This is a genomic window from Burkholderia sp. Ac-20353 (genome assembly GCF_017104785.1).
Taxonomy (GTDB): domain Bacteria; phylum Pseudomonadota; class Gammaproteobacteria; order Burkholderiales; family Burkholderiaceae; genus Burkholderia.
In genome coordinates, this window is sequence record NZ_JAAGPL010000085.1 from 1 (window position 1) to 26,796 (window position 26,796).

General features: G+C 64.1%; 30 protein-coding genes. 10 read left to right on the forward strand and 20 right to left on the reverse strand.

The genetic code is table 11. The features are described 5' to 3' along the window. The 3 genes from G3N94_RS22995 to G3N94_RS23005 all read left to right on the forward strand — a co-directional run. Positions 1-273: substrate-binding domain-containing protein (locus tag G3N94_RS22995; RefSeq protein WP_205794860.1), on the forward strand; the 273-nt coding region annotated here is incomplete at its 5' end. Positions 274-326: 53 nt separating this feature from the next. Further along, on the forward strand, positions 327-1,115 hold the full coding sequence (locus G3N94_RS23000; RefSeq protein ID WP_205794861.1) for a YhfC family intramembrane metalloprotease: 789 nt from the start codon (positions 327-329) through the stop codon (positions 1,113-1,115). A 13-nt stretch (positions 1,116-1,128) separates the two neighbouring features. Further along, positions 1,129-1,491: a DUF3022 domain-containing protein gene (locus tag G3N94_RS23005; protein ID WP_124602486.1), complete on the forward strand. Its 363-nt coding sequence runs from the start codon at positions 1,129-1,131 to the stop codon at positions 1,489-1,491. Positions 1,492-1,525: 34 nt separating this feature from the next. Here the strand turns inward: G3N94_RS23005 and G3N94_RS23010 are convergent, their stop codons facing one another. Continuing rightward, positions 1,526-1,960 (reverse strand): PGDYG domain-containing protein, encoded by a 435-nt coding sequence (locus G3N94_RS23010; RefSeq protein ID WP_205794862.1) that lies wholly within the window; start codon positions 1,958-1,960, stop codon positions 1,526-1,528. A gap of 151 nt (positions 1,961-2,111) precedes the next feature. After that, positions 2,112-2,642, reverse strand: a complete 531-nt coding sequence (locus tag G3N94_RS23015; RefSeq protein ID WP_205794863.1) for a Spy/CpxP family protein refolding chaperone — start codon at positions 2,640-2,642, stop codon at positions 2,112-2,114. Positions 2,643-2,902: 260 nt separating this feature from the next. On the opposite strand from G3N94_RS23015, the gene G3N94_RS23020 reads away from it, so the two are divergent. Continuing rightward, positions 2,903-3,367: an Lrp/AsnC family transcriptional regulator gene (locus G3N94_RS23020; protein ID WP_205794864.1), complete on the forward strand. Its 465-nt coding sequence runs from the start codon at positions 2,903-2,905 to the stop codon at positions 3,365-3,367. Positions 3,368-3,376: 9 nt separating this feature from the next. Here G3N94_RS23020 and G3N94_RS23025 read toward each other — a convergent pair whose 3' ends face one another. From G3N94_RS23025 to G3N94_RS23040, 4 genes are all read right to left on the reverse strand, one after another. Then, complete coding sequence (locus tag G3N94_RS23025) at positions 3,377-4,846, reverse strand: ATP-binding protein (protein ID WP_205794865.1); 1,470 nt, start codon at positions 4,844-4,846, stop codon at positions 3,377-3,379. Then, positions 4,822-5,487 carry a response regulator transcription factor gene (locus tag G3N94_RS23030; RefSeq protein WP_205794866.1) on the reverse strand — a complete coding sequence of 222 codons (666 nt, stop codon included), beginning with the start codon at positions 5,485-5,487 and terminating at the stop codon, positions 4,822-4,824. The genes G3N94_RS23025 and G3N94_RS23030 overlap by 25 nt, the downstream gene beginning before the upstream one ends. Positions 5,488-5,704: 217 nt before the next feature. After that, on the reverse strand, positions 5,705-6,145 hold the full coding sequence (locus tag G3N94_RS23035; RefSeq protein ID WP_205794867.1) for a hypothetical protein: 441 nt from the start codon (positions 6,143-6,145) through the stop codon (positions 5,705-5,707). A 60-nt stretch (positions 6,146-6,205) separates the two neighbouring features. Continuing rightward, positions 6,206-6,988, reverse strand: coding sequence for a hypothetical protein (locus G3N94_RS23040; RefSeq protein WP_205794868.1), 783 nt, complete (start codon positions 6,986-6,988; stop codon positions 6,206-6,208). 260 nt (positions 6,989-7,248) lie between these two features. On the opposite strand from G3N94_RS23040, the gene G3N94_RS23045 reads away from it, so the two are divergent. Then, entirely contained in the window at positions 7,249-8,349 is a 1,101-nt protein-coding gene (locus tag G3N94_RS23045) for a saccharopine dehydrogenase C-terminal domain-containing protein (protein WP_205794869.1), read from the forward strand. 103 nt (positions 8,350-8,452) lie between these two features. Here the strand turns inward: G3N94_RS23045 and G3N94_RS23050 are convergent, their stop codons facing one another. Then, the gene (locus G3N94_RS23050; RefSeq protein WP_205794870.1) at positions 8,453-9,067 is read right to left on the reverse strand and encodes an ATP-binding protein; all 615 of its coding nucleotides are present in this window, start codon (positions 9,065-9,067) and stop codon (positions 8,453-8,455) included. Next, positions 9,064-9,210 (reverse strand): cytochrome bd-I oxidase subunit CydX, encoded by a 147-nt coding sequence (gene cydX / locus G3N94_RS23055; RefSeq protein ID WP_205794871.1) that lies wholly within the window; start codon positions 9,208-9,210, stop codon positions 9,064-9,066. Before cydX ends, G3N94_RS23050 begins: the two co-directional genes overlap by 4 nt. Positions 9,211-9,428: 218 nt before the next feature. On the opposite strand from cydX, the gene corA reads away from it, so the two are divergent. Then, on the forward strand, positions 9,429-10,406 hold the full coding sequence (gene corA, locus G3N94_RS23060) for a magnesium/cobalt transporter CorA (RefSeq protein ID WP_205794872.1): 978 nt from the start codon (positions 9,429-9,431) through the stop codon (positions 10,404-10,406). Positions 10,407-10,413: 7 nt separating this feature from the next. Here the strand turns inward: corA and G3N94_RS23065 are convergent, their stop codons facing one another. Next, on the reverse strand, positions 10,414-10,701 hold the full coding sequence (locus G3N94_RS23065; protein ID WP_205794873.1) for a YciI-like protein: 288 nt from the start codon (positions 10,699-10,701) through the stop codon (positions 10,414-10,416). 337 nt (positions 10,702-11,038) lie between these two features. After that, positions 11,039-11,527 carry an adenosine-specific kinase gene (locus G3N94_RS23070; RefSeq protein WP_205794874.1) on the reverse strand — a complete coding sequence of 163 codons (489 nt, stop codon included), beginning with the start codon at positions 11,525-11,527 and terminating at the stop codon, positions 11,039-11,041. Between the two features lie 159 nt (positions 11,528-11,686). On the opposite strand from G3N94_RS23070, the gene G3N94_RS23075 reads away from it, so the two are divergent. Next, positions 11,687-12,661: a cysteine synthase A gene (locus G3N94_RS23075; RefSeq protein ID WP_205794875.1), complete on the forward strand. Its 975-nt coding sequence runs from the start codon at positions 11,687-11,689 to the stop codon at positions 12,659-12,661. Positions 12,662-12,762: 101 nt separating this feature from the next. Then, on the forward strand, positions 12,763-13,248 hold the full coding sequence (locus G3N94_RS23080) for a YbaK/EbsC family protein (protein WP_205794876.1): 486 nt from the start codon (positions 12,763-12,765) through the stop codon (positions 13,246-13,248). A 285-nt stretch (positions 13,249-13,533) separates the two neighbouring features. Here G3N94_RS23080 and G3N94_RS23085 read toward each other — a convergent pair whose 3' ends face one another. Both G3N94_RS23085 and G3N94_RS23090 read right to left on the reverse strand, forming a co-directional pair. Beyond that, positions 13,534-13,974, reverse strand: a complete 441-nt coding sequence (locus tag G3N94_RS23085) for a nuclear transport factor 2 family protein (protein ID WP_205794877.1) — start codon at positions 13,972-13,974, stop codon at positions 13,534-13,536. A 36-nt stretch (positions 13,975-14,010) separates the two neighbouring features. Continuing rightward, on the reverse strand, positions 14,011-16,032 hold the full coding sequence (locus G3N94_RS23090; protein ID WP_241022026.1) for an NADPH-dependent 2,4-dienoyl-CoA reductase: 2,022 nt from the start codon (positions 16,030-16,032) through the stop codon (positions 14,011-14,013). Positions 16,033-16,184: 152 nt separating this feature from the next. Between G3N94_RS23090 and G3N94_RS23095 the strand changes: the two genes are divergently transcribed. Together G3N94_RS23095 and G3N94_RS23100 are read left to right on the forward strand one after the other, a co-directional pair. Then, positions 16,185-16,721: a PadR family transcriptional regulator gene (locus tag G3N94_RS23095; RefSeq protein ID WP_205794878.1), complete on the forward strand. Its 537-nt coding sequence runs from the start codon at positions 16,185-16,187 to the stop codon at positions 16,719-16,721. Positions 16,722-16,839: 118 nt separating this feature from the next. Beyond that, complete coding sequence (locus G3N94_RS23100) at positions 16,840-17,484, forward strand: SGNH/GDSL hydrolase family protein (RefSeq protein WP_205794879.1); 645 nt, start codon at positions 16,840-16,842, stop codon at positions 17,482-17,484. A 158-nt stretch (positions 17,485-17,642) separates the two neighbouring features. On the opposite strand, the gene G3N94_RS23105 is transcribed toward G3N94_RS23100, so the two are convergent. From G3N94_RS23105 to G3N94_RS23140, 8 genes are all read right to left on the reverse strand, one after another. Further along, positions 17,643-18,119 carry a GNAT family N-acetyltransferase gene (locus G3N94_RS23105; protein WP_205794880.1) on the reverse strand — a complete coding sequence of 159 codons (477 nt, stop codon included), beginning with the start codon at positions 18,117-18,119 and terminating at the stop codon, positions 17,643-17,645. 409 nt (positions 18,120-18,528) lie between these two features. After that, positions 18,529-19,461: a LysR family transcriptional regulator gene (locus G3N94_RS23110; protein ID WP_205794881.1), complete on the reverse strand. Its 933-nt coding sequence runs from the start codon at positions 19,459-19,461 to the stop codon at positions 18,529-18,531. 154 nt (positions 19,462-19,615) lie between these two features. Next, positions 19,616-21,250 (reverse strand): NAD(P)/FAD-dependent oxidoreductase, encoded by a 1,635-nt coding sequence (locus G3N94_RS23115; protein ID WP_205794882.1) that lies wholly within the window; start codon positions 21,248-21,250, stop codon positions 19,616-19,618. Next, positions 21,243-22,841: an AMP-binding protein gene (locus G3N94_RS23120; RefSeq protein WP_205794883.1), complete on the reverse strand. Its 1,599-nt coding sequence runs from the start codon at positions 22,839-22,841 to the stop codon at positions 21,243-21,245. The genes G3N94_RS23115 and G3N94_RS23120 overlap by 8 nt, the downstream gene beginning before the upstream one ends. Positions 22,842-22,880: 39 nt before the next feature. Beyond that, positions 22,881-23,603: an enoyl-CoA hydratase/isomerase family protein gene (locus G3N94_RS23125; protein WP_205794884.1), complete on the reverse strand. Its 723-nt coding sequence runs from the start codon at positions 23,601-23,603 to the stop codon at positions 22,881-22,883. A gap of 69 nt (positions 23,604-23,672) precedes the next feature. Next, positions 23,673-24,521, reverse strand: coding sequence for a fumarylacetoacetate hydrolase family protein (locus tag G3N94_RS23130; protein ID WP_205794885.1), 849 nt, complete (start codon positions 24,519-24,521; stop codon positions 23,673-23,675). 104 nt (positions 24,522-24,625) lie between these two features. Continuing rightward, positions 24,626-25,792 (reverse strand): VOC family protein, encoded by a 1,167-nt coding sequence (locus G3N94_RS23135; protein ID WP_205794886.1) that lies wholly within the window; start codon positions 25,790-25,792, stop codon positions 24,626-24,628. Positions 25,793-25,868: 76 nt separating this feature from the next. Further along, positions 25,869-26,759: an alpha/beta hydrolase gene (locus G3N94_RS23140; protein ID WP_205794887.1), complete on the reverse strand. Its 891-nt coding sequence runs from the start codon at positions 26,757-26,759 to the stop codon at positions 25,869-25,871. Between the last annotated feature and the right edge of the window lie 37 nt (positions 26,760-26,796).

Consider the following 26,796-nt stretch of genomic DNA (forward strand, 5'->3'; position numbering starts at 1 on the left):
CTGTTCGCCGCGAACGCGCCGGTCGCGCTCGCGATCGCGCGGCACCTGCGTGCGCGTTTCGGCGCCGCGTGGCAGCAGCACGCGGCGCTCGTGTCGATCGACGATCCGGAGTGGGCGGAGCTGATCGGCATCACGACGATTCGCCAGCCGACCTACGAAATCGGTTACCAGGCGGTCGAATTCGTCCACGCGCGGATCGACGGCGCGGCGGGCGACGTGCGCGTCGCGATGCTGCCAGGCGAGCTGATCGCGCGCGCGTCGACCGCAAGCTGAGTATCATTCGGGGCACGCAGCGCGCCAGTGCGCTGCCCCGAACAAGGAAATACATGACTGTCGCTCCCGTCACGCTGGCGGTGCTGATTGCCGCCACGCTGATCATCGCACTGCTGCCGCTCGTTCTCTTCCGTTGCCTGCGCAAGCCGCTGTCACTCGACCGGCGCGACACGATCGTCGGCGTCGCGGTGTTCACGCTGTTCGCGATGATCGTCGAACGCGCGGTGCACGGCGTCGTGCTGAGCCACGCGTCCGAAGGCGGCTGGCTCACGCAGCCGGTCGCGTTCGTCGCTTACGGTGCGCTTGCGGCCGGCGTGTTCGAGGAAGTCGGCCGCTATCTCGGGATGCGCTTCCTGAATCGCCGCTACGGCGTGACGGCTGGCGATGGCCGTGCAATCGGCTACGGGATCGGCCACGGCGGTGTGGAAGCGTGGTTCATCGGCGTGCTCGTGTGGGGGCAGTGGGTGTATCTCGCATGGCTCGCGAATCGCGGCCAGCTCGACGCACAGCTCGCGGGCCTGCCGGGCGAGACTGTGCTGCGCCTCCAGATGATGCTGGCGACGCTGTCGGTGCCGTCGATCGCGCTGCTGCTGCTCGAGCGCTGCGCAGCGTTCGTGCTGCAGGTCGCGCTGTCGGTGCTGATGTGGCGCGGCGTGCGCGCCGGCCGGCTCGGCATACTGCCGCTCGCGATCGTGCTGCACGCGCTCGCCGACGTGCCGGCGATGCTGTATCAGGTCCGCATGCTGTCGGCCGCGTGGGTCGAGGCCGTGTATTTCGTGCTGGCCGCGGCGCTCATCGGCGTACTGGTGAAGACGTGCCGCCCGTCGCGCGCGGCAGCCTGACGGGAGGAAACATATGGAAGACTATCTGATCGAATGCGCGAGCGCCGAATTCGACGCGCTCGCACGCGTGATCTGCGACCTGTTCCCGGAGCAGACCCGATTCGTCGAAAGCAGCGACGAACGCGGCCGGTTCCTGTCGGTGCTCTGGGTCGCGATGCGTTTCGGTGCGACGCCGAAACGGATGACGCTCGACGTGCGCATCGCGCCGGCCGCGTTCGCGCGCTATCTCGCGATGAAGCCGATGCAGCGCGCGCGCAGCCATGCGGTGCTGCATGCGTATGTGGAAGCGACGCTCGGCTCGCTCGAGGAGCGTCATGCGGCGGGCGAAGCGGTGCCGCGCGAAGAGGAACTCACGCTCGCCGACGACTTCGCATGAGCGGAGCCGTCGGCGCCGTCTGCGGGCAGGCCGGTCAGCCCGCGTCGCGGTAGACCTGCGCGAAACGCTGCGCCTGCACGACGCCGTAATCGCCGGGTGCGTACTGCATCACCCAGTCGCCGGCGACGCCGCGCAGCGTGTCGCCGTTTTCGGAACGTGCGATCGAGAACGGTTCGTCCATCCGCTTCGCGAGCACCACGGCGGGACGGTTCCGGTATGCGCCCGGCTCGCCGTGCGCAAGCGCCGGATCGGCGGGCAGGTACTTGGCGTCGAAGCGCGCGCGCGACACGACCCAGCGGTCGCCGGTCGAGCCGGTGATCAACGCGTCGCCCGCGACGTAGCGGTTCGGGCCTTCGAGGCTCATCAGTTCGCCGTCCGCGGCCGCGAAGGCGACCGTGACGGTCTCGTCCTTGACGACGCGCCGGGCTTGCGGATCGGTGCTGAGATCGGGTTGCTTGAGTTCGAGCATGGCGAGGAAGTGCGGGAAAACCGGCGGGAAAAGCGTGGAGCTTATCCCGAAAATGGCGCGCTGTGAAACTGGCTGTGAAACCGGCGCCATTCGCCGGAGGCATCGCGCTGCCGCCCGGTGCCGCGAGGGCGGGGCGGCAGCGCGTCACGCGTCAGGGCTTCGCGGGTGCGCTGGCAGCGGCGCCGGCCGCGGCCTTGCCCTTGCCGCGCCGTTCGCCGTCAGCGTGCATCCAGCTGCGGAACGTCGTGTCGGCGATGGCCTTCTGGTCGGCCGGGAAGCTCGCATAGAGCGGCCGGAATGCGTCGGCGAGCTTCTTCGCGCCGTCCGCATTGGCCTGCGCGAGTTCTGCGTACTGCTTCATGTCGTCGATCGCGGACGCGCTGTGGCTTCCCATCCGCGCGCGATACAGGCGGCCCATCGTTTCGCCGTTCTCGCGCATCGTGTCGGCGAACGTCTTCCATTGCGGCTCCTGCGCCGGCGTGATCTTCAGCTGGTTGTGCAGGTACGTGATGCGTTCCTCGATCCGTGCTTCGTGGCCGGCCGCGCGTTGCGCGGCGCTCGGCGCCGACGCCGTGGCAGCGACCGGCTGCGCGGACGTCTGCGGCTGTGCTTGCGGTTGCGTTTGCGCGAATGCGCTGGCCGCAACGGTGAGCGCAGCGAGGGTGAGCGAAATTTTCTTCATGGTGGCTCTCCGGGGTGATGTCGTACGAGCGGGTGCGGGCGCTTCTGCGGCGCACGCGTGACTCGCGTCGCAGCGTATTAGTAGCACGCTGCACGCTGCGCGGCAGCGAATGCGACACTTGCTTACAACCGATACGAATCGAAATCGATGCGGATACATTTGCCGGCATCGTCGGGCCTGGCGTTTGGGCGCACACGCGATCGGCGCTATCATCGCGTCACGTTCAATTCCGCGCCCGCGTCTCAAGCGTCTCAAGCCTCATGCGTCCACCCCGTCTCGACCAGCTCGACGAGCTCGACCGCCAACTCGTCGCGCTGCTGCAAGCCAATGCGCGCGCCAGCGTCGCGGATCTCGCGCGCCAGCTCGACGTCGCACGCACGACGGTGATCGCGCGCATTGCGCGTCTCGAACGGACCAACGTGATCGCCGGCTACAGCGTGCGGCTCGGGCAGGACGTGCTCGATGCGAGCATCTACGCATATGTCGGCATCATCCTCGCGCCGAAGTATGGCAAGGACGTGCTGAGAAAGCTCGACCGGATGCCCGAAGTGCAGCTGCTGTGCGCGGTGAGCGGCGAGTACGACTACGTCGCGTGGCTGCGCGCCGATTCGCCGGAACGGCTGAACGACCTGCTCGACCAGATCGGCGCGCTCGAGGGTGTCGAGCGTACGACGACGTCGATCATCCTGTCGCGCAAGATCGATCGCGGGACGATCGGCGGCTGACGCACGCGCTCAGCGTGCGCGGCGATCGCGGTCGGCGGCGTCAGGTGGTGCAGTTGCCGCAGGTGCTGCAGACGCTGCATCGCCGGCAGGCGGGACATCATCCCGGGCAGCGGCCGGCGCCGTGCGCGGCGGCTGGCCTGACGGAATCCTCAGCATCACGCGCAACCCCCGGCGATGCAGTTCGTCCGCATAAGCGAGCGTGACTTCAGCACCCATCCGGTCGGCGATCGTCTTCACGATCGACAGGCCGAGCCCCGAGCCGATCTGCTCGTTGCCGGGCACCCGATAGAACGGATCGAACACGCGCTCGCGTTCGTGCGGCGCAATGCCTGGCCCCGAGTCGGCGATCGTCACGCACACGTGCGATGCGCTCGCGTGGGTCGACAGGTCGACCCGGCCGCCCTGCGGCGTATAGCGGATCGCGTTGTCGACGAGGTTCTTGACCAGCGACGCGAGCCCGGTTTCGTCGACGCACACGTGCGTATCGGGGCCGTCCTCGACGCCGATGTCGAGCGCCTTCGCTTCAGCAAGCGGAATCAGGTCTTCCAGCACGTGGCGATAGATCGCATGCACGGACACGGTGCCATGCGCGGCCGCCGGCGCGCTTTGCGCGCGCGCGAGCGCAAGCAGCTGCTCGATCAGGTTGCGGCTGCGCTCGAGCCCGCCGCGCAGCGCTGCGAGCCGTGTGCGCGCGTCGGCCGGCAAGTCCGTGTCGGCGAGCCGCTCGGCCTGCAGCGACATCGCGGTGAGCGGCGAGCGCAACTCGTGTGCCGCGTCGGCGACGAAGCGGCGCTGCGCGTCGACCGACTGCGCGACGCGCGCGAGCATCCGGTTGATCGCGACGACGAACGGCCGCACCTCGACCGGCACGTGTCCGGCCGGCACCGGACGCAGGTCGTGCTCGTCGCGTGCATCGATGCCGGCCGACAGCGATGCGACCGGGCGAAACAGCTTGCGCACGAGATCGGCGACCAGCAGGAGCAGGATCGGTACGAGGATCAGAAGCGGCAGCGCGGTGCGCCACGCGCTCTCGCGCGCAACGTCGTCGCGCATGCCGGCCGCCTGCGCGACGGCGATGCGTTCGTCGTTCGCGAGCGTGCGGACCATCACGCGATAGGACTTGCCGCCGGCATCGACCGTATGCAGACCATCGGCGAGCGTCGCCGGCAATGCGAGCCGCGGCTCGCCTGCGGCGGCAGCCGGCATGTCGCCGGTGAGCGGCTGCACGATCACGCGCGACACCTCGTCGCTTTCGCGCGCATGCTCGGCGCCGGTGGAGCGAGGGGAGCGGATGTCCTGGCGATCGAGCAGCGTCGCGACCTCGCGCAGCACGTCGTCCTGCAATTCGTGCGCTTCGTCGAACGCCGACGCAAACGCAAACGCGGCCGCGACCGTCGCGACGACGAGGATTGCGACCGACAGCGCAAACGACAGGCGAAACTGGATCGACTCGCTCAGGCGCTTCTTGAAACCATCCATCCTACCCCCCTGACGTTCTTGATCACGGTGCTGCCGAGCTTGCGGCGCAGCGAATGGATCAGGAATTCGACCGCGTTGCTTTCGACTTCCTCTCCCCACCCGTACAGGCGGTCTTCGAGTTCGCGCCGCGACAGGATCGCGCCGGGACGCACCAGCAGCGCGCGCAGCAGCGAGAACTCGCGATTCGACAGCTGGACGGGCGCCTGTCCGTCGACGGCCGCTTCGCGCGTGGCCGGATCGAGCGACACGACGCCGTTGCTCAGCAGCGGCGCGGCCGAGCCGGCCTGGCGCCGGATCGCGACGCGGATTCGCGCGAGCAGTTCGGCCATCTCGAACGGTTTGACGACGTAGTCGTCGGCGCCGCCGTCGAGGCCGCGCAGGCGGTCGTCGAGACCGTCGCGCGCGGTGACGACGAGCAGCGGCACGGTGCCGTCCTGCGCGCGGATGCCGGCCAGCACGTCGAGGCCGTCGCGGCCGGGCAGGCCGAGGTCGAGCAGGACCAGGTCGTAGTGCTGCGCGGCGAACGCGGTCAACGCGCGCGCGCCGTCGGTGACCCAGTCGGCCGCGTAGGACGCGTCCTTCAGTGCGGCGTGGACCGCGTCGCCGATCATCGGGTCGTCTTCGACCAGCAGTATTCGCATGCGTCCTCTCCGCTTCGTGCGATCGCCGCCAGCGTATGCGATTCCCGGCCGCGCGTCACGTGCGGGGCGTGCGTCATCTGCGTCACGGGCGGTGCGCGGCCGGGTGGGGCTGGTCAGTTGGGGCCAGCCGAGTGGGGCTGGCCCCCGGGGCGGGGCTGGTCGGGTGGCGGCGTGTTTGCTTGCGCCCGATTATTTGCCCCCGCTTGCTTGCCGCTGCTTACTTGCCGCCGAAGCGGTCGAAGGCGCCGAGCAGGTCCTTCATCGCGGCGGCCGAATCGGCCTGGGTCGGATGATCGGCGCGCAGCGCCGCGAGCGCGCGGTCGATCGCCTTGTCGACCACGTGCCAGTCGTCGGCGGCGCGCGGCTTCAGGCCGGCCTCCGCGGAATCCCACGCAATCTCGAGATCCTTGATGCGGGTCTTCGCGCCGGGCAGGTCGCCCTTGCCGACGAGCGCGTTCACGTCGGTGGCGATCGTGCGGAACTGCGACAGGTCGCCGAGCTTCGTCGTCCCGGCCGAGGCCGATGACGATGCGGCCGGCGCGGGTGCCGCGCTCGACGCATTCGCGTCCTGATGCTTCGAACAGCCGGCGGCGATGCTCAGCGCGGCAACCGTGACTGCGGCGATGGCGAGACGGGAAACGGAATCCGGAATGCGCATGGTGTGTCCTCGATTCGATGAACGGAAATGGATGGGATGTGAACGGGATTTGAATGGAATTTACTTGGCGACGTCGGCAGCCGTGCGCTGGCCGCTCGCGAATTGCGCGGCGGCGACGAGCAGCACGATCACGGTCAGGAACAGCAGGCTCGTCCATGCGGCGCCGATGCCGAGCCCGCCATAGGTGCGGGCCTGCGTGAGCAGGTCGCCGAGCGATGCGCCGAACGGCCGCGTGAGGATGTAGGCGATCCAGAACGCGAGCACGGCATTCGCGCCGAGCCGCCACATCACGAACATGGCCGCGATCAGCGCGCCGAAGCACAGCGCGCCGACCGAGAAGCCGAGACCGAGCGCTTCGGTCGCGAGATCGCCGGCGGCGGTGCCGAGCGCGAACGTGCACAGGATCGCGGCCCAGTAGAACAGCTCGCGGCGCGGCGTGACGATCGTGTCGATCGACAGCGTGCCCTCGACCCGATGCCAGACGAAGAAGATCGCGGCGAGCGCGACCGCGAACGCGGCCGTGCTGACGTACAGGCTGACGTTCAGCCCGTCGGTGAGCAGGTCGGTGATCTGCGTGCCGACGATGCTGACGAGGACGACCGTCAGCCAGTAGATCCACGGCGTATACCGGCGCGCGCGCAATTGCAGCGCGAGCGCGATCGCAAGCAGCGATGCCATCGCGATGCGCGTGACAACCTGGCCGAGGCCCGCGTTGACCGCGAGAAAGTCCGCGCCGGTTTCGCCGACCGTGGTCGACATGATCTTGATGATCCAGAACGACAGCGTGACGTCGGGCACCTTGTTCAGCCAGTGCGACGAGCGAATGACGGATGGGGATTGCATGCCGGTGGCTCCTCGGAAGCGGGTGATGTCGGGGGTGATCGGCATGCAGTCTGCAGCGGGAAACTTAGGCCACCCATAGCGCGGCCGCAGGGGGGGAAACGGCACGTTTCGACGATTCGACGAAATGTGTAGTCATAACGTCGAAACTATCGGTCGTTTCGCATCATTATTCGTCTTGGAACTGATTTTGCGCGTCCCTACACTGTGTGCATGGCTCGACGCCGTACACAACACCAACCCATCATTCAGGAGATAAGCGCATGAAAATCGCCATCGTCGGCGCAGGTCTGATCGGCCACACCATTGCTCACATGCTGCGTGAAACCGGCGACTACGAAGTCGTCGCCTTCGACCGTGACGCGGACGCGCTCGCGAAGCTGTCGCGCGAAGGCATTGCGACGCAGCGCGTCGATTCGGCTGATGCCACCGCGATCCGCGAAGCAGTAAAGGGTTTCGATGCACTGATCAATGCGCTGCCGTACTACCTCGCCGTGAACGTTGCCGCCGCCGCGAAGGCCGCGAACGTTCACTACTTCGACCTGACCGAAGACGTGCGCGCGACGCACGCGATCCGCGAGCTCGCAGACGGCTCCGACCGCGCGTTCATGCCGCAGTGCGGCCTCGCGCCGGGCTTCATCGGCATCGCTGCGCACGAGCTCGTGAACGGCTTCACCGAAGTGCGTGACGTGAAGATGCGCGTCGGCGCGCTGCCCGAGTACCCGACGAATGCGCTGAAGTACAACCTGACGTGGAGCGTCGACGGCCTGATCAACGAGTACTGCCAGCCGTGCGAAGCGATCCGCGACGGTCGCAAGCAATGGGTGCAGCCGCTCGAAGGCCTCGAGCACTTCTCGCTCGACGGCACCGAATACGAAGCGTTCAACACGTCGGGCGGCCTCGGCACGCTGTGCGAGACGCTGTCGGGCAAGGTCGAGACGCTCGACTACAAGTCGGTGCGCTACCCGGGCCACCGCGAACTCGTGCAGTTCCTGCTCGAGGACCTGCGCCTGTCGACCGACCGCGACACGCTGAAGTCGATCATGCGCCGTGCGGTGCCGTCGACGAAGCAGGACGTCGTGCTGGTGTTCGTCACCGTGACGGGCGTGAAGGACGGTCAGCTCGTGCAGGACGTGTTCACGCGCAAGATCTTCGCGAAGGAAGTGTGCGGGATGCCGATGAGCGCGATCCAGATCACGACCGCAGGCGCGATGTGCGCGGTGCTGGACCTGTTCCGCGAGAAGAAGCTGCCGCAGCACGGCTTCATCCCGCAGGAGCGCGTATCGCTGAAGGCATTCCTCGAGAACCGCTTCGGCAAGCTGTACGACGGCGGCACGCTGGAGCGCGTGCACGCGGTGGCCTGATACACATTACACGGCACAGCCAGGCACGAGGGTCCATGCAACGCCGGGGGCGCACGACGCCACCCGGCGTTGTTTCTTTCCGGCGTCGGGTGGTCCTGGCAGTTCAAGCAGGAAGGGGCGGGACGATCGGTGCTTGCGGTGGCGGCACGATGTGGTGCAGCAGCGCATCGATGTCGGCGTCGGCCGGCCCGGTGTTGTCGAACATCACGAGGCCTTCGCATTCGTTGCCGGTCGGCACGAAGCGGCGCTGCCGGTACTCATCCCAGTGCGTGAGCTTGTACGCGTCGTTCGGATTGCCGCGCGTGACGATCCGCTGGTGCGCGACGTGTTCCGACGTGTGGACCCAGACGACCGTCAGCGTGACGTCGGGTGCGATGCCGAGCCACGCGCGGTCGAAGATGCGCCGGTCGCGCACTTCGCGCGACAGCGGTCCGACGACGATCGCGCTGATGCCGAGCGCGAGGTTTTCGCGCGCGGTGTCGAGCAGGCCTTGATATTCGGGATCGCGCAGGTGCTTCAGGTAGAGCGGGCTGTCGCGGTCGTTCGGATCCTGGGTGAGGGCGCCCATCGCGGCCGAACTGTAGCGGCCGTATAGCGTGTCCTTGTCGAGCAGGCAGAAGGCCTCGCCGGTTGCACGCATCAGCGGCCCGATGAGCCGCTTCGCGAGCGTGGTCTTGCCGGTACCGGCGTGGCCGCAGAAAAACACCAGATGCGTCACGAAGGCGTACTCCCCGATCTCGCCCGGCGTGCGTCGTCGCGCTTCGCGTCGCGCGGGAAGACTTCTGCTTCCAGCCACATCGCGTTGATGATGCCGAAACCGAGCGCAACGCCGATGCCGAGTATCCACGAGAAATACCACATAGGTCTGTCTCCTTGACGATGAGGCCGTGACGATCATGCCGCGCGGACGGGCCGCGGACGGGCGTGGGCAAGCGTGTGTCGCAGCGTGCTGCGGCGCACGCATTCCGATCATGACCAATATCGGCGTGGCGCGCAAGCCGGGCCGGGGCCGGACCCGCGCCGCGACAAACCGGTAAACTGCGCGCGATACAGGCAACACAGGCAACACGACGGACGACATGCTGATCAACTGCGCTGCATACCAGGACGGCCGCAAACTGGCCGATATCGACATCGACGCCATCAGCGACTACGTATCGAAGCCCGAGTGCTTCGTGTGGGTCGCGCTGAAGGACCCGACGCCCGACGAGCTCGAACTGATGGGCGACGAGTTCGGCTTGCACGAGCTCGCGCTCGAGGACGCGTGCAAGGGGCACCAGCGGCCGAAGATCGAGGAGTACGGCGACGCGCTGTTCGCGGTGCTGCACACGGTCGAACCCGACGAGGAAGGCGAATTCAGGATCGGCGAACTGAACGTGTTCGTCGGCCCGAACTACGTGCTGTCGGTGCGCAACCACACCGAGCAGGATTTCCGCGCGGTGCGCGCGCGCTGCGAACGCGAGCCGCATCTGCTGCAGGAGGGCTCGGCGTTCGTGTTCTATGCGCTGATGGACCAGGTCGTCGACCGCTATTTCCCGACGCTCGAAGCGCTCGGCGCGGAGCTCGAGGCGCTCGAGGACCGTATCTTCGTGAAGGCGACGCCCGCGGCGTCGCGCGCGATCATCGAGGACCTGTATTCGCTGAAGCGCCGGCTCGTGCTGCTGCACCAGCACACGGCGCCGCTCATCGAACCGCTCGCGAAGCTGACGGGCGGACGCATTCCGCAGGTCTGCAGCGGGATGGAACATTACTTCCGCGACGTGTACGACCACCTGCAGCGGATCGTGAAGACGATCGAGGGGCGGCGCGAGATGGTCGTGACCGCGATCCAGGTCAATCTCGGGATGATCTCGCTCGCGGAGAGCGAGGTGACCAAGCGCCTCGGGTCGTTCGCCGCGCTGTTCGCGATTCCGACAATGATCGCCGGCATCTACGGGATGAACTTCGCGAACATGCCCGAGCTGCACCTGAAGTACGGCTTCTACGGTTGCCTCGGCGCGATGCTCGCAGCCGACGTCGCGCTGTGGTGGCGCTTCAGGCGGGCAGGGTGGCTGTAGCCGGCGTCTAGCGCGGTGCGTGCTTGCCGATCACGACGCGCCACGGCCGCACGCGCCACGCCTTGACGAGGCCGTTCTGCACGTACGGATCGGCGCGCGCGAACGATTCGGCCACTTCGGCCGAGTCGCCTTCGAAGACGAGCACGGCCTGGTCGGCCGGGTCCGCGAACGCGCCCGCGAGCACCAGTTCGCCGCGCTCGGTTGCGGCATGCGCAAGCGCGAGGTGCTCGGCGCGGAACGGTTCGCGTTTCGACAGGTAGTCGTCGACGAGTTCGTAGATCAGCTGGTAATGCATGAATCGCTCCATGAGTCGGCGGGCTGCCGGCCAGCGGCGGACGGCAGGCAGTATGGCGTCCGCTGGCGGATGTCGAGGCCAGTATAGGGCACGCGTGTGCCGTGCGCTGGATGGTTTCGGGCGCTGGTACGGATGGTCGACCGGTCATCGAGGAGCGTCATGGGGATCGCGCTGCTTCCTTAAATGCAACTAACGGTCGAGTGCGGTTCCGCCGGCTTATTGACTCGGGCTTACGCGCCCAAGCAATGCATTTCCCGGCTTGCCTGCAGGGAAGAGCGGGGCGCGGGGATCGGATTCGATCGATCGGCGTCGGGCCATGCCCGATGCCTTTATGCAGTCACGCCTTGTAGCCGATCGTGCGCAGCAGGTCCTTGCGCCAGCGCACGTCGTCCTCGGTTTCGACGCCGAGCGGCGGAAAGCCGTCGACGACGCCGACGATCGCGCGGCCTTGCGCGGTTTCCGTGACGATTACGTCAGTCGGGTTCGCGGTCGCGCAATAGATCCGGCAAACCTCCGGCACGGCCTTGATCGCGTTGAGCACGTTGACCGGATAGAAACCGTCGCCGAGGAACACGATGAACGCATGACCGGCGCCGATCGCGCTGGCGTTCCGGCATGCGAGCTCGACGAGGTCGGCATCGGTGCCGGAGCGGCGCACGAGCCGCTTGCCGGACGCCTCGCAGAACGCGAGCCCGAAGCGGATGCCGGGCACGGTGCCGACGAGCGCCTCGTGAATGTCTTCGACGGACTTGATGAAATGCGACTGGCCGAGGATGAAGTTCACCGTTTCGGGCTTCTCGACGGCAACGGCTTGCAGCTGCAGCATGGCGGACCTCGTCTGACGATGCGGCGCGGGCGTCGCGATGGGCTCTCCAAGCTTAGTACGCGGCGGTGGGCGGCGAAAGCGACGAAAGAGGCGGGGCTGCCGGGCGCGTCCTATTCTTCGTTCTGTGGCGCGACAGATGCGCGACGGGAAGGAGGCATCATGGACGTGCGAGAAGGCTTCGTCGACTGCGTGGGGCGCACGCCGCTGATCCGGCTGGCGAAGCTCAGCGCCGAGACGGGCTGCGAGATCCTGGGCAAGGCTGAATTCATGAATCCGGGCGGATCAGTCAAGGATCGTGCGGCGCTCTACATCATCCGCGACGCCGAGCGGCGCGGCACGCTCAAGGCGGGTGGCACCGTTGTCGAGGGCACGGCGGGCAATACGGGCATCGGTCTTGCGCATATCTGCGCGGCGCGCGGCTATCGCTGCGTGATCGTGATTCCGGAAACGCAATCGCCGGAAAAGATGGAGATCCTGCGCACGCTCGGTGCCGAGGTGCGTACGGTGCCAGCCGTGCCGTACCGCGATCCGAACAATTATCAGAAGATTGCCGGTCGGCTTGCGGACGAGCTCGACAACGCGGTGTGGGCCAACCAGTTCGACAACGTGGTCAACCGGCAGGCGCACTACGAGACCACCGGGCCGGAAATCTGGCGCGATACGGCGGGCACCGTCGATGCGTTCGTCTGCGCGACCGGCACGGGCGGCACGCTGGCCGGCGTGAGCCGTTACCTGAAGGAGCAGAATCCGGAGGTACGGATCGTGCTCGCCGATCCGCATGGCAGCGGGCTCTACAGCCAGGTGAAAACGGGCGAAATCAAGGCCGAAGGCAACTCGATCACCGAGGGCATCGGCTCGACGCGTGTCACCGAGAATCTCGCGGGCGCGCCGATCGACGACGCCGTGCGGATCGACGACCGGCAGTGCGTGACGATGGTCTACCGGCTGCTGCGCGAGGAAGGACTGTACGTCGGCGGATCGAGCGGCATCAACGTCGCGGCGGCGGTCTGGCTTGCTCGACAGATGGGGCCGGGGCACACGATCGTGACGCTGCTGTGCGATCGCGGCGACATCTACCGTGCGCGGCTTTTCAATCGCGAATGGCTGCGCGAAAAGGGGTTGGAGCCAGAGTGAGGAAACGGGGCACCGAGGATTTCCATCCGCGCGAATGCGACCTATGCTGAACGAATCCGGTGCGAACGCCGTTCGCCCGTTTCGCCCAGACGAGGTGTGCCATGTCCATGTCTGCCACGTTGCAGGATTGCCTGCGTCAGAAGTCATCGCGGTACGAAGTCGTGTACCACCCATATAGCCATACGAGCATGGAAACGGCTGCGGCCGCGCATATCCCCGGCGATCGTCTCGCCAAAACCGTGCTGCTCGAAGACGACGACGGCTACGTCGCGGCCGTGTTGCCGACGACGCATGCGGTGCGCTTGTCGGATCTTTGGGCAAAGACCGGCCGTCATCTCGTGCTGGCGAAGGAACTGGAACTGCGCGAGCTGTTCAAGGATTGCGATGCGGGCGCATTGCCGCCGGTCTGCATGGCGTATGGGATGCAGACGTTCCTCGAGGAAAATCTGGCCCTGCAGCCGGAAGTCTATTTCGAGGCCGGCGACCACGAAGCGCTGATCCATATGACGCAGGACGAATTCCTGTCGTTGATGGAAACGGCCGAGCGCGCGCATTTTTCGCACAAGATGCAAGGCATGGTGTCTTGAGCGGCGGTTTGGCGGTTGGGTTGGCTGACGACGGCTGGGATTGCGGCCGAGGGGGTTCTGTGTGGTCTGGAGCCCGCGTCTGATGGACGGGCGCGGGCTGGTGTTTGTGTGCCGGATTTGGGGCGCGTCGGTCGCGGTTAGCGACGGGTTTTGACGCGGGAAGGTAGGTGAAATCGCGTGGATATCGTATTTGACATAATCTCAATTATCGACGTTAAATTCGGTTTTGATATGGCCCCAAAAATTGTCGTAAGGCAGTCCTCGTAGCTCGACATGATCGTGATTTCACCCGTTGATCTTGTATGAAGGAAGATACTGACCCAGACGCGCCCCCATTTCGGCACCCAGCGTTTGCAGCGCGTTGAGCGGACGGATCATGACCTCGAACTCGACGATTCGGCCTTCCTCGTCGAAACGGATCATGTCGATACCCTTGAGCTGCTTGTCTCCCACGGTCGCACTGAATTCCAGCACCACGCCCAGGCCGTCGCCGCTGCCAAACTGGCGGTGATAGGTAAACTCCTTGAAGATCGTCGCCACTGTCTGCAGCGCGAGGATCAATGCGGGTGCCGGACCGTACGGCTTGAAGGCCATTGGCGAACGAAAGACTGCGTCCGGATGAACGATCGTGTCGAGCGCACTCAAATCGTTGCGTTCGATGAACGAATGCCAGATCGCAAGGGATTTCTCGACGGCGGGATGGAGGTGGTCAACTGCTTTCGTCATGAAGAACTCCGGTAGCAAACGGAAAACGCACGCTCGTCAAAGTGTGGCTGCGAGCGTGGTGCCTTGGTGAATGGCGCGCTTGGCATCGAGTTCGGCCGCCTCGCAGGCGCCGCCGATCAGGTGGACTGTGCATCCTGCCGCCTGCAGCTGTTTTTCCAGCTCGCGCAATGGCTGTTGTCCGGCGCAGATCACCACGTTGTCGACCGGCAGCGTCTGTGCGATGCCGTCGATTGTCACGTGAAGGCCGTCGTCGTCGATGCGCTGGTACTCGACCGACGACGACATCTCCACACCTCGCGCTTTCAGCGCAGTGCGGTGGATCCAGCCGGTAGTCTTGCCGAGCCCGTCACCTACTTTGGATTTTTTCCGCTGAAGCAGATGAACCTGCCGAGCCGCGGGTTCAAGTTGCCGCTCACGCAAGCCGCCGGCGTTCGTATATGCGGGATCGACGCCCCATTCCGCAAAAAACTTGTCAGGGTTCAGACTCGTACGCTCGCCACTATGGGTCAGGTATTCGGCCACATCAAAACCGATCCCGCCGGCGCCCACGATGGCGACGCTGCGCCCCACGGCTTGATCGTCCCGAAGCACATCGAGATAGCCCAGCACCTTCGGATGATCCACGCCTTCGATCGACGGGGTCCGTGGCACGATGCCGGTCGCCAACACCACGTCGTCGAAGCCGCCTTGCATCAGCATTTCCGCGGTTGCGCGGGTATTGAGTCGAAGCTCCACGCCGCGCAGCGCGATCTGTTTCCGAAAATAGCGAAGCGTCTCGTTGAACTCTTCCTTGCCGGGCACTTTTCTGGCTATGTTGAACTGACCGCCAATCTCGGTGCCGGCTTCGTACAGCGTCACCGCATGGCCACGTTCGGCCGCCGTCACTGCGAAGCTCAGCCCCGCGGGTCCTGCTCCGACCACGGCGATGCGCTTGCGCCGTTCGGCCGGGCGAATCACGATTTCGGTTTCGTGGCACGCGCGCGGATTGACTAGGCACGATGTAATCTTGCCGGCAAACGTGTGGTCCAGACACGCCTGATTGCAGCCAATACAGGTATTGATTTCGTCCGCGCGCCCTTCACGGGCCTTGCGGACGAACTCGGCATCGGCCAGGAATGGCCGGGCCATCGACACCATGTCACACGTGCCGTCGGCCAGCAGCTTCTCGGCGATTTCGGGTGTATTGATGCGGTTGGTCGCAACCAACGGCACGGACACCTTCCCCATCAAGCGTTGCGTCACCCATGCGTACGCACCGCGAGGAACTTTGGTCGCGATCGTCGGAACGCGGGCTTCATGCCAGCCGATCCCGGTATTGATGATCGTCGCGCCTGCGCGCTCGACGGCCTGTGCGAGCTGAATCACTTCGTCGAGCGTCGATCCCCCTTCGACCAGGTCGAGCATCGACAATCGATACACGATGATGAAATTGCGTCCGACGCGCTCGCGTACGCGGCGCACTGTCTCTACCGGGAAACGAATGCGGTTTTCATATTCGCCGCCCCAACGATCGGTGCGCTGATTGGTGCGCGCCGCAATGAACTCGTTGATGAGATAGCCTTCCGAGCCCATGATCTCGACGCCGTCATAGCCCGCGTATTGCGCCAGCGCAGCGCAATTCACGAAATCGGCGATGGTCTGCTCCACCTCGTCGTCGCTCAGTTCGTGCGGGACAAATGGATTGATGGGCGCACGCAGCGGACTCGGTGCAACCAGCTTGGGCTGATAGGAATAGCGGCCGAAATGCAGGATCTGCATCGCGATCTTGCCGCCATGCGCGTGCACGGCACCGGTAATCACGCGATGGTGCTCGGCCTCCTCCTCCGTGGTCAGCATCGCGCCGCCGTGCATCGGACGCGCACGCTCATTCGGCGCGATCCCGCCCGTAACGATCAGGCCGACCTCGCCACGCGCACGTTCGGCGTAAAACGCTGCCATTCTCTCGAAGCCATTCGGCGCCTCTTCCAGGCCGACGTGCATCGAACCCATCAGAACGCGATTTCTGAGCGACGTGAAGCCAAGTTCAAGCGGAGCCATCAAATGGGGATATCGGATCATCAAAGCCTCACCATCTATGCAACTTGTTGCATGGATACTAGTCCGAGGCTATTGTTTATGCAACACGTTGCATAAACAAATCCTGCTGCGGTTAACCCTATGACCCCAATATGGCAAGATGCGACTAATCTCGCGGATTCCTTTGATTCGTCATGTCACTGCCCCACGCCCTCCTCACCGCCCTTGCCGAACGTCCCGGTTCCGGCTCGGAACTCGCCGGCCGCTTCGATCGCTCGATCGGCTATTTCTGGCAGGCGACCCACCAGCAAATCTATCGCGAGCTGGGTCGTCTCGAGGAGCTGGGGTGGATCGAATCACTGCCGGAAGAGTCGGGGCGTGGCCGCAAGCGCGCATACCGGATCCTGCCGGCCGGCAAGAAGGAACTGCGACGCTGGATCGCCGAGCAGGACAATCCGACGCCGCTGCGCGAAGCGCTGATGGTCCGGCTGCGCGCGGAAGCGGTGCTTGGCCCCGCCGGCCTGGAGGAAGAAATCCGGCGACGCATGACGCTGCACCAGGAAAAGCTCGACCTGTACCGGCAGATCGACGCACACGATTTTCCGGCTGACGCAGAATCACGTGCGCAGCGCCTTCGGCGTCTGGTGCTGAAAGCGGGCATCGCGCACGAGGAGTTCTGGGTCGAGTTCTCGAAAGAGGCCCTCGACGTTTTGCGTCTGCCGAAGGACTGAATCGCGTCAGAACGAGAGCGGGATGCGTGCCACCGATTGCAGCATCCCGGATTGCCGCTGGCGCCTGCTTGTCGTTCTGCTGGATGACTGAGAGAAACCGATAACCGAGGAGATGACGATGACGCAGAAAACCGTACTGTGCTATGGCGATTCGAACACCCACGGCACGCGTCCGATGACGCGCCCCGGCGTGCTGGAGCGCTTCGATCGCGAGGACCGTTGGACGGGCGTCCTCGCGCAAACGCTGGGTGCAGGCTGGCGGATAGTGGAAGAAGGGCTTCCCGCGCGCACGACCTTGCACGATGATCCGATCGAAGGTCGGCACAAGAACGGTTTGTCGTATCTGCGCCCGTGTCTCGAAAGCCATCTGCCGATCGACGTCGTCGTGCTGATGCTGGGTACGAACGACCTGAAAACACGCTTCTCGGTCACGCCCGCCGACATTGCGATCTCGGTTGGCGTATTGCTTGCCGAACTGGCCGCCTGCAACGCAGGCCCGGCCGGCAAGGCACCCAAGGTGCTACTCATGGCGCCGGCGCCTATTGTCGAGGTCGGCTTTCTTGGCGAAATCTTCGCGGGCGGCGCAGTGAAGTCTCGTCAACTCGCGAATCTGTACGAGCAGATCGCACGAAATGCCGGCGCGCACTTTCTGGACATCGGCAAGGTCATCGAAGTCAGCCCGGTGGACGGCGTTCATTTTTCGGCCGATCAGCATCACGTGCTGGGCAAGAAGCTCGCGGAAGTGCTGTTGCCGATCGCGTAAGCGCGACATGCGCGCCGCGCGGCATCTGTGGCGTCCGCGCCTGATGTGTTGCGCGGCCGGCCGTAACGGCATCGGGGCGACGTCAGGGTGGTGACCCGGCGACTTGACCGAGCACGGCGCCCGACGGGCTGGACGGGCTGACGAGGCGGCCCCTGCCACTACACGCGCGGAACCTTTCGTTCCATTCTCGTGATCTCGAGCGCCACACCGCTATTCCCGTGTGAAAAATGTCCTGTCCCGAGAATCGTGAATCCGTGTCGTTCGTAAAACGGACGAGCGTTGGTCGTCGACTCGAGATACACACGCGCATGACCGCGTGTCGAAATCTCCGATACGGCCTTTTCCAGCAGTGACTTGCCGACGCCTGCCTGTGCTCGCTCACCATGTACGAACAGCTTCGTCAGTTCCTCGCCTTCCACCTCCACGAAGCCGAGAAGGCCGTTGTTTTCCGCCACCCACAGGTCCCCCCTGCGAATGGCCGCGAGATACATCGACGCATTGCGCCCGTCGAGCCAGCAGCGAATTTGCTCCGCCGTGTAACTACCGATGCACAGCCGCACGACGGAATCTCGGTGTACGTCGAAGATGCGGTCGGCATCCGATTCCGTCGCCTGTCGAATTTCAAATGGAAGCATGTTGGTTCATCCCTTGGTTGGCTTGATGAGCGCGTATGTAGTCGTTTCGCGAGTGCGCCCGCTACGACCCAAATACGGTCGGGCCGCGAGTCTGATCATAAGAGACGCTGCCGCACCGGTAAACACAAAGGGAATCTCTACTGCCGCTTTCTGGAACGAACAGCATGTACATGGCTTCGGGCCGCCTGGATTACTCGCCATCCCCACACGCGCCCGCTCTCGCGGGCTCCGCATATGACCAGACATTCAACCGTCCAGTCTGCGTTTCCGGCATCGCCGAAAGAGCCCCGCCGTCGTCGGTCAAAATTCCATGTTCGAATATGTTACGGATAACTACATAATTATCAACACCCGATACCTTTTGCACGTTCATGCGTGCCCCCTCAGTCAAGCATCAGGATGCCAAGGCCTACGCTCCGGCCGCTGCATGCTCGGCACCACTCCGGAGTTCAACCGCGGCATTCCTGATTTCGTTGATGAAATACGACAACCATGGCGTCGTCACGTCTCCGCTTCGGCGGAACAGCAAGGTACCGAACTGGGGGATGTCCCAGTTTCCCTTGAGCACCTTGAGCGCCCCCGAGCGAATATCGTCGCGGAACCAGATCGACGAACAGAACGCTACGTAGTCGTCCTCGTAGACCAGATGACGCATGACGGCGTGCGACAGCGTCTCGACTCTATTGTTACCAAGTGCACATCCATGACGGCTCAGCTCGAGATTGAGCGCCCGTTCGACCGGACTCGAACTCAGCACCGGCATCACCAGTTGTTCGCGGCTTACCAGGTCGCTGAAGTTCAACTCGCCCCGACTTGCGAGCGGGTGTCCCGCGCGCACGCAGAAATTGAACTGTTCATCGAGCAAGCGCTCGCTGCACAAATCAGCGAACTGGCCGTCCGTCTGCTCGATGCCGAGCACCAGGTCGAGCTCGCAGTTCTTCAGCCGGCCAAGCAGTTCCTGTGTCCGCCCTTCCACCAGATTGAGCTGGCCCCTTCCGAGCTTGCGTTTCGCCCGGCTCACCGCAGTTGGCAGAATATGGTTCATCGACACTGATCCCGCCCCGCAAGTGATGCGCCCCTCATTGTCACCCCGAATCGCCTGCACCATCGCGAGCGCCTTGTTCAGTTCGGATTCGGCGGCATGAATATGGCCCAGGATTGCGTTGCCGCACTCGGTCGGACTGACGCCTCGCGCAGAACGAAGCAGCACCTGGGTTCCGAGCACTTCCTCGAGCCGCATGATGCTGCGCGTCAGGGCCGGTTGCGTAATGCCAAGGACGGACGATGCCGCGCTGATGTTCCCGTACTCCACCACCGTGGCGAAATGCTCCAGGTTGGTCATGTACCGCGAAAGTTTCGACCGCATGCTGCCTCCGTTGCCATGGCGTCGGGCCACCCGGTGCGGTCCGGTCTGGCCCTTGGAACAAACTTCTCTTTCGCATGCGATCTTAGACGTGGTCACGTGTGATCGACCATTCGGGAATCACCGAAATACATCAACGCAGCACGAAGCCCTCGTAGCCGTTTTCGGCCGCCTTTTCGCACTGTTCCCGGTAATCGGGCGCGCTGCCCACATAGATCAGCGCGCGCTTTGTCACCGTGCCATCCGGATTCTGGGTCACCCGCGCCCACCATGCGTCGCTGTCCGCAAGCAGCGTTTTCGCATAAACCTGGTACACCTGTTCGGTCCATGCCGTTTGATAGTCGGGCGCGGCTTCGGCATACTCCAGCCCGTTGCGATGCATATGGTCGATCATTCGCGTCACCCATTCGACCTGAAGCGCTCCGCATACCCCGATGTTGCAGAACGATGCGCCGTTATGCGCGCCCACGAGCGTGAAAAGGTTCGGGAAACCGGTGATCTGAAGGCCGAGATAGGTCTGCGGACCGTCAGCCCACACATCCTTGAGACGTTTGCCGCCCTTGCCGCGGATGTCGATACGGTCGAGCGCCCCGGTCACACCGTCGAAACCGGTTGCGAAGATCAGCACGTCGAGCTCGATCTCCCTGCCGCCGACCATCACGCCTTTCGGCGTAATGCGCTCGATCGCCGACTCACCAATGTCCACAAGTTCGACATTGTCCTGGTTATACACCTCGTAATAACGCGTCTCCATCGGCACGCGGCGCGTGCCGAACGCATGATTTTTCGGAATCAGCTTCTCGGCAATGATGGGATCGTTGACGCGCGAGCGGATCTTGTCCGCGATAAAGTCCGCCAGATACTGGTTCGACTGCTTGTTGGTCAGCAAGTCCCGATAGCCCGACAGCCAGATACCATATCCCGGCATGTCGTAGAGCGACTCGAACAACGCATGACGCTCTTCGGCGCTCGCGTCGATGGCCTTCTTCGGCTGACGCTGATACGGAAATGCCGTCTCGGTCGTCTTGATGAACGCGAGGAAATCATGAGGCTTGCCGCGCAACTGATCGACGAGCGCGGGATCAAGCGGATGGTTGCCAAGCGGCGCGCACCAGTTGGGCGTGCGCTGGAACACATACAGTTGCTGCGCTGTCCTGGCAACCACGGGAATGATCTGTACGCCCGTCGCACCTGTGCCGATCACGCCAACGCGCTTGCCTGTGAAGTCGGTATGGCGCGCGGCATCATCGTCGCGCGGCCAGCGTGAAGAATGGAACGACTGCCCTTCAAAGGAATCGATCCCCGGAATCGCCGGCATGCGTGTCGCCGACAGCGGCCCGACCGCCGAAAGAAGGAACCGGCAGCTCGCACTGCGGCCGTCTTCAAGTGTCAGTCGCCAGCAGTCTTGCGTCTCGTCGAAGTACGCTGCACTCACGCGTACCTGGAATTCATAGTGCTGGCGCACGTCCATCCTGTCGGCCGCATATTGCGCGTAACGCAGCAACTCGGGCTGACCGGCAAAGCGTTCGCTCCACTGCCACTCGGGAATGATGCCGTTGAGCGCAAAGTAACCGTAGGCATAGCTTTCCGTATCCAGGCGACACCCCGGATACCGGTTCCAGTACCACGTTCCTCCGACATCGGAGCCGGCCTCGTAGCCCCGTACCTTCAGACCCATCCTGTTCAGCAGCCAGGTCTGGTACATGCCGGTAATGCCGGCGCCGATCACAATCGCATCAAATTCGGGATGGTTCACTTGTTCAGGCATCGTCCTGCTCCGTTGCAGTTAACATGGCGCGCAATTCGGCCTTCATGATCTTTCCTGTCGAGTTCAGCGGCATGACGTCGACGAAGCGGAACGTCACCGGGACCTTGTAATCAGCAAGCCACTCGCGGCAATGTGCGCGCAACGCGTCGGCGCATGGCGGGAGATGTTCGGGGTCCGTGGCGATGAACGCGCACACCTGCTCGCCGAACAGCGGGTCGGGTTGCCCGACGACGGCCGCCGCCTTGACGAGCGGATGCTTGAGCAGCACCTGCTCCACCTCGCTCGAATAGATGTTTTCGCCTCCCCTGATGATCATGTCCTTCTTGCGATCGACCAGCGTAATCAGCCCCTCTTCGCTCTGATAGCCGAGGTCGCCCGTATGCAGCCAGCCATTGCGCAACGTGGCACGGGTAGCCGCGTCGTCGCGCAGATACCCTCGCATCACGTTCGGGCCGCGCGCCACGAGTTCGCCAACTTGACCACGTGGAACTTCGCGATCCTCCTGATCGAAGATCGCGACTTCGACCGCCGCCATCGGCAGGCCGACCGATCCGGCACGCACGGTGGCCAGCTCTCCCGGCAGCGTCACGAGCGTGCCGCCAGACTCGGTCTGCCCCATGCCGTGCACGAGTGACGCGTTCGGGAACAGTGCCTGAACCTCGCCGAGACGCGCGATCGTCATCGGCGCAGCGCCAAAATCCAGGGTCTTCACGCTGTCGAGGACAACGCCGAGCGCTCGCGCCTTGTCGACCATCAGCATGAGGATCGACGGCACCGCGAACATGGCCGTGATGCGCTCGCGCCGAATCAGGTCGATCGCGCGTTCCGTGCCGTAGTGATCGATGTAGAGCGTGCCCCCCGTGAACAGCACCGGAAAGAAACAGGTGTGGGCCGCGATATGAAAGAGCGGGGTCACGGCCAGCAGACGCGCATGGTCGTGGTCATATTCCCACGCGCCCGGCGATTGCATCGCGTCGGCAAACAGCGACGCGTGGGTATGCACCACGCCCTTGGGCTTGCCGGTCGTGCCCGAGGTGTAATAGACGGCCGCAGGTGCATTCGCGTCGATGCACGGTTCCTGCCGGTACGGCCGAGCACCGGCCACCGCTACCGGAGTGTCGACATCGACCACGAGTTCCGGCACGGCAAGCCCATGCACGTCGCGAACCCGCCCAAGCACCGTGGCGAAAGCCGGCTCGGAAATGATCAGGATGCTCTGCGAGTGCCCGATGATGAATGCGAGCTCACCCCCCACCAGGCGATTGTTCAGCGGCACGGCGACAGCGCCGATCCCGAGCACGGCCAGATACCAGACAAGATAATGGTCGCTGTTGTTCATCAGCAGCGCCACCGCCTGCTGCTCACGCACGCCGAGCTCGTGCAGGCGCTGTCGCGCAATGTCGACCGCATCCAGCAACCCGGCATACGTCAATGTGCGCCCCCGGTACACGACGGCTGGCTGTGTCACGCGCTGCCGCGTGCGCTCGTGCAGCAGCGCTGTATATGTCCGGCCGCCGGCTGCGTTCAGCTCCGTGAGGATTTCACGGGCGCGTTTCATCCGCGTCGCGGCGATTGCGTCGATCCGGTCCATGACAGGATTTGCTTGCATGTCGATTCTCGTCTTCAGGATTCAGAGGGATGCCGCGTATTCGTGCCCACGCTCCAACGCGTTGCGGAAATCATCTGCATCGAGTTCGCGCATCCAGCCTTTGGTTGCCGCGAAACCGGCCGACGGCAAGGCGAGCCACGCCTGGATGCGTGCTTGTACAAGGGCGTCGAGCGTCTCGCCGGTCGCAAGTCGGGTCACGATCCCGAACGCATGCGCATCGACGCTGGTCCACGGTGCTGCGTCGTACAGCAGACGCCTGATGACGTGAGGAGCCGCTATCTGACGCAGTACCGGTACGATCGCCGACGGCACGAGACCAAGCCTCAGTTCCGGCAGACCCCAACCCGCGTCGCCCAGCGCAATCACGTCATCGCACAGGCAAAGCACCGCGACCGCTCCCCCAAGCACCGTGCCATGCACCTGGGCCACCACCGGCTTCGTCAACCTGTACAGTTCGTTCAGCAATGCCACCAGTGCTTCGTTACCCTCGTGCCACTGAGCTTCCTCGCCTGGCACGCGAGCGGCCCAGCCGAGATCGGCGCCCGTGCAGAAATGCCTGCCGTTCGCACGCAGCAGGATCACCGCTATGTCGGGGTCGTGCTGTGCCGCCTGCAGCGCAGCACGAAACCCGTGCATCAACGGAATCGACAAAGCGTTACCGCGCCGCGGCGTATTCAGCGTGATCGTGGCAACGCGCCCTTCGACTCCGAAAACGATGGCGCTATCTGTACTCGTTTCTTTCATTCAGATACCTTTCAGATATCTTTGCGACCGGCGGACTTTGCGCCAGACCTTTACGCGGCGCCGTCCGTCTCAATCGGCGACGACCATGTTGCGCAATACGCCAACGCGTTCGATCTCGACTTCCACCACGTCGCCATCCTTCATCCAGAACGGCGGCTTGCGCATCGCTCCAATGCCCCCCGGCGTGCCGGTTACGATCACATCACCGGCTTCGAGCGGCGCAATCGTCGACAGGTGTGCGATCTGCGCAGCGATGTCGTGGATCATCATGCGTGTCGAGGATCGCTGTACCTCGGTGCCGTTCAGACGTGTCACGAGCGCCAGATCGCTGCCGAACGGGATCTCGTCGGCGGTCACGAGCCACGGGCCGAAGCTGCCCGTGCGCCAGAAGTTCTTGCCCGCATCCCACTGAGATGTACGCAATTGCCAGTCACGTACGCTGACGTCGTTGTAGCAGGCGTAACCGGCCACATGGCGATGGGCTTCGTCGGCTGCGATCCGGCGCCCCGGCTTGCCGATGACGATCGCCATCTCGCCTTCGAAATCGAACTGTTCGGATTCGCGCGGACGCATCACCGGTGTGCAGTGAGCGGCCTGCGAGCTACTCGTGCGTAGAAAGAACAGCGGCGCGTTGGCGGGTTCGACGCCGCACTCGTCGACATGCTCGTAATAATTCAGACCGCAGCACCAGATTTTTCCCGGGTTCGGAATCACCGGCAGCGGCGTCACGAGATCGAGCGGATAATCGGCACGTCGCCCTTTCAGCATCGCGCCCAGTTCCCCGATCGCGTCTGCTGCCAGGACCGCGCGAAGATCGGCGTAGCGCCCGTTGCACAGACGCTTCAAATCGACAATCCCGGCTTCAATTACCGCACCAAAACTCTCGACATCGTCGATCTCAAAGCTCATCAGCCTCATGATTTTTCGCAATCCTTATCGATGTAGGTTGGGCCTGTCGAATTAAACGACAGTCTCATGGACGGGTGTGCCGGCGAAACAGCTCGCGGATCCCGCTGCACGGCTCAGGCCATCGGGCCGGGCCGGGCCTGCTCCGCATAACTCGATGCACTGCCCGACAACTGATCGGGCCATTCGTCGCCCGACGCTCGCACCACCGGCCCGGTGCCGAACTGTTCCATTTCGAAATACAACTCGATGCAGTGGATGTCGTCGAGCATGAAATGCACCGTGTACGCAATACCCGGATGCAGCTCCGCCGGCAGATGAACCTCGGTCAGGCCGGCTTCGCGCAGAAACGTACGGGCATCCTTCAACTGTCGATAGGTCTGCACGCGCATGCCGAGGCTCATCAGCACTGTCCGGCTGCTCATTTTCAGCCGGTCGCGCAGCGCCACCGGATAGAGCGCAATACTGTGATGCTCGCTCCCCGCGCGCAGAAACACGCAGCGATGGCCGTCCCACTGAACGTCTGCAGACCGGGTCAGGCCGATCGTTTCGGTATAGAAGCGCTCCGAAGCATCGAGGTCGGCGCAGAACAGGCGCACGGGGCCAATGGCGCTGACCTTGAACGGACGCTGCTGCAGAATCCCGCCAACATCGAAGCGGTACGGCAGCGCCGAATCACGGCCGTAGCCTGCGAGCAGATCGATGTTGTCGTCGCGGGCTTCCGCCACTTCGAGCGCCTCGGGTTTCATCGGCAGCTCGAATTCCCGATACGGCAAGTGTTTGTACATCGCCGCCGGCTTGCTGCGGCGTTGCCAGCCGATCTGCTCCATGCCATAGAACAGTTCGACGCGGTGGCCATCCGGGTCGTACGCATAAACTGCCCAGTTGCTACCCGGCAGATCCCGGCCGATGCGCTGGACCTTGACACCCGTGGCGTTGAAAAATCGATAGGCGTCGTTGACCTCACGCAGGCTGTTCACCTGAAACGAGATCTGGTTCAGGGTCGCGCCCGCTTCGTAGTACGCCCGGCGCTCCGGATCGGCGGTCGCAGGATTGATCGCGACCAGCGCGTGGTGATCGGTATTGCAGGTCGTGAAGCACCCGAGCAGTTCGCCTTCCTTGCTGGTCATCCGCTCGGTTTGATGGAGGCCGAACAGGTCGACGAGACGCCCCTCGCTGGCCTCCGTGTCTGCCGTCCAGACTCCCAGGTGGCCGAGTCGCACCGTCTTGAAAGGACGCGCAAAGGTCACACCACCTACGTCGTAACGTTCTTCTTGCTGCATCGCTGCCGTCTCCGTCTCATGTCTTTCTCTGATGCCGATCGGACGCCGCTACCGGCAGTCCACCGCCGCACGGGCCTTACTTCGACAGGTTCTGATGCGCGAAGTCGACCACGCGCTGCATCGCTGCGACCGAGGCGGGCAGCGTCGGGTGCATCGTGGTGAACATCATCGGCGCCTCATAGACAGCCAGCTCGATCTCGCCGCCGGCTTCCCTGTAGCGTTGCATGAAGCGATCGGCCTCCGTGCCGGGCACTTCCGACTCGATGTCGTGGTAGTTGTGTACATCGTCGTCGGTCGCGAGCACCCACAGGGCGCGGGGCAGATTGACGGCTTCGCCGCGTTCCAGAATCAGCGTCGGGCTGCCCTCTTTCATGTTCGCTTCCGTGTTCCAGTACGCGTCGTGCAGGCCGATCACCTCGGCTGCCCAGTCCGGCGCGTTGCCTTCGGCCAGCAGCCGCTTTGCGTAGTGATAGCGGCCGTACGGGTTGATGACCGGCCACAGCATCGAAATGCAGCTGACAGTCGCGTCGACGTCCGGCGAGCCGGGCGGCAGCGGAATCGACGCGTACTGTGCGTCATGCGGACGCATCGCGACGAGCATGCCCAGATGGCCGCCGCTCGAATTGCCGGACAGCCCGATGCGTTCGGCATCTACGTTGAAGCGCGCAGCATTCGCCTTCAGCCAGCGGATCCCGTAGTTGATGTCGGAAGGCGATTTCGGATATGCCCCCTGGGCTCCCTGGCGAAAATCGAGCGACACCACGACGAGACCCGAGCGGGCCAGCGTTTCGTGCACCGCTTTGCCCCGCGTGCGGTCGAACTTGCTCCAGGCTCCGCCATGCAACTCGATCACCGCCGGAAACGGGCCCTCACCCGCCGGCGTGTAGACGCGCGCCAGCAGTTCGACGTCGTCGTGCTTCAGATAGACCACATCCTGAACATCGATATCTTCAATTTGCTCAATCATCGTCAGAAGTCCTTATAAACTAGAATGTATCGAATTA

Coding starts and splice junctions, on each gene's coding strand:
- cydX (WP_205794871.1), bottom strand. CDS start 9,210: ATGTGGTATTTCTCGTGGATACTCGGCATCGGCGTTGCGCTCGGTTTC.
- G3N94_RS23105 (WP_205794880.1), bottom strand. CDS start 18,119: ATGCTTCCATTTGAAATTCGACAGGCGACGGAATCGGATGCCGACCGC.
- G3N94_RS23000 (WP_205794861.1), top strand. CDS start 327: ATGACTGTCGCTCCCGTCACGCTGGCGGTGCTGATTGCCGCCACGCTG.
- G3N94_RS23125 (WP_205794884.1), bottom strand. CDS start 23,603: ATGAAAGAAACGAGTACAGATAGCGCCATCGTTTTCGGAGTCGAAGGG.
- G3N94_RS23020 (WP_205794864.1), top strand. CDS start 2,903: ATGCGTCCACCCCGTCTCGACCAGCTCGACGAGCTCGACCGCCAACTC.
- G3N94_RS23120 (WP_205794883.1), bottom strand. CDS start 22,841: ATGGACCGGATCGACGCAATCGCCGCGACGCGGATGAAACGCGCCCGT.
- G3N94_RS23075 (WP_205794875.1), top strand. CDS start 11,687: ATGGACGTGCGAGAAGGCTTCGTCGACTGCGTGGGGCGCACGCCGCTG.
- G3N94_RS23005 (WP_124602486.1), top strand. CDS start 1,129: ATGGAAGACTATCTGATCGAATGCGCGAGCGCCGAATTCGACGCGCTC.
- G3N94_RS23010 (WP_205794862.1), bottom strand. CDS start 1,960: ATGCTCGAACTCAAGCAACCCGATCTCAGCACCGATCCGCAAGCCCGG.
- G3N94_RS23140 (WP_205794887.1), bottom strand. CDS start 26,759: ATGATTGAGCAAATTGAAGATATCGATGTTCAGGATGTGGTCTATCTG.
- G3N94_RS23070 (WP_205794874.1), bottom strand. CDS start 11,527: ATGCTGCAGCTGCAAGCCGTTGCCGTCGAGAAGCCCGAAACGGTGAAC.
- G3N94_RS23015 (WP_205794863.1), bottom strand. CDS start 2,642: ATGAAGAAAATTTCGCTCACCCTCGCTGCGCTCACCGTTGCGGCCAGC.
- G3N94_RS23030 (WP_205794866.1), bottom strand. CDS start 5,487: ATGCGAATACTGCTGGTCGAAGACGACCCGATGATCGGCGACGCGGTC.
- G3N94_RS23130 (WP_205794885.1), bottom strand. CDS start 24,521: ATGAGGCTGATGAGCTTTGAGATCGACGATGTCGAGAGTTTTGGTGCG.
- G3N94_RS23115 (WP_205794882.1), bottom strand. CDS start 21,250: ATGCCTGAACAAGTGAACCATCCCGAATTTGATGCGATTGTGATCGGC.
- G3N94_RS23095 (WP_205794878.1), top strand. CDS start 16,185: ATGTCACTGCCCCACGCCCTCCTCACCGCCCTTGCCGAACGTCCCGGT.
- G3N94_RS23065 (WP_205794873.1), bottom strand. CDS start 10,701: ATGCATTACCAGCTGATCTACGAACTCGTCGACGACTACCTGTCGAAA.
- G3N94_RS23045 (WP_205794869.1), top strand. CDS start 7,249: ATGAAAATCGCCATCGTCGGCGCAGGTCTGATCGGCCACACCATTGCT.
- G3N94_RS23090 (WP_241022026.1), bottom strand. CDS start 16,032: ATGATCCGATATCCCCATTTGATGGCTCCGCTTGAACTTGGCTTCACG.
- corA (WP_205794872.1), top strand. CDS start 9,429: ATGCTGATCAACTGCGCTGCATACCAGGACGGCCGCAAACTGGCCGAT.
- G3N94_RS23100 (WP_205794879.1), top strand. CDS start 16,840: ATGACGCAGAAAACCGTACTGTGCTATGGCGATTCGAACACCCACGGC.
- G3N94_RS23040 (WP_205794868.1), bottom strand. CDS start 6,988: ATGCAATCCCCATCCGTCATTCGCTCGTCGCACTGGCTGAACAAGGTG.
- G3N94_RS23080 (WP_205794876.1), top strand. CDS start 12,763: ATGTCCATGTCTGCCACGTTGCAGGATTGCCTGCGTCAGAAGTCATCG.
- G3N94_RS23035 (WP_205794867.1), bottom strand. CDS start 6,145: ATGCGCATTCCGGATTCCGTTTCCCGTCTCGCCATCGCCGCAGTCACG.
- G3N94_RS23135 (WP_205794886.1), bottom strand. CDS start 25,792: ATGCAGCAAGAAGAACGTTACGACGTAGGTGGTGTGACCTTTGCGCGT.
- G3N94_RS23085 (WP_205794877.1), bottom strand. CDS start 13,974: ATGACGAAAGCAGTTGACCACCTCCATCCCGCCGTCGAGAAATCCCTT.
- G3N94_RS23025 (WP_205794865.1), bottom strand. CDS start 4,846: ATGGATGGTTTCAAGAAGCGCCTGAGCGAGTCGATCCAGTTTCGCCTG.
- G3N94_RS23110 (WP_205794881.1), bottom strand. CDS start 19,461: ATGACCAACCTGGAGCATTTCGCCACGGTGGTGGAGTACGGGAACATC.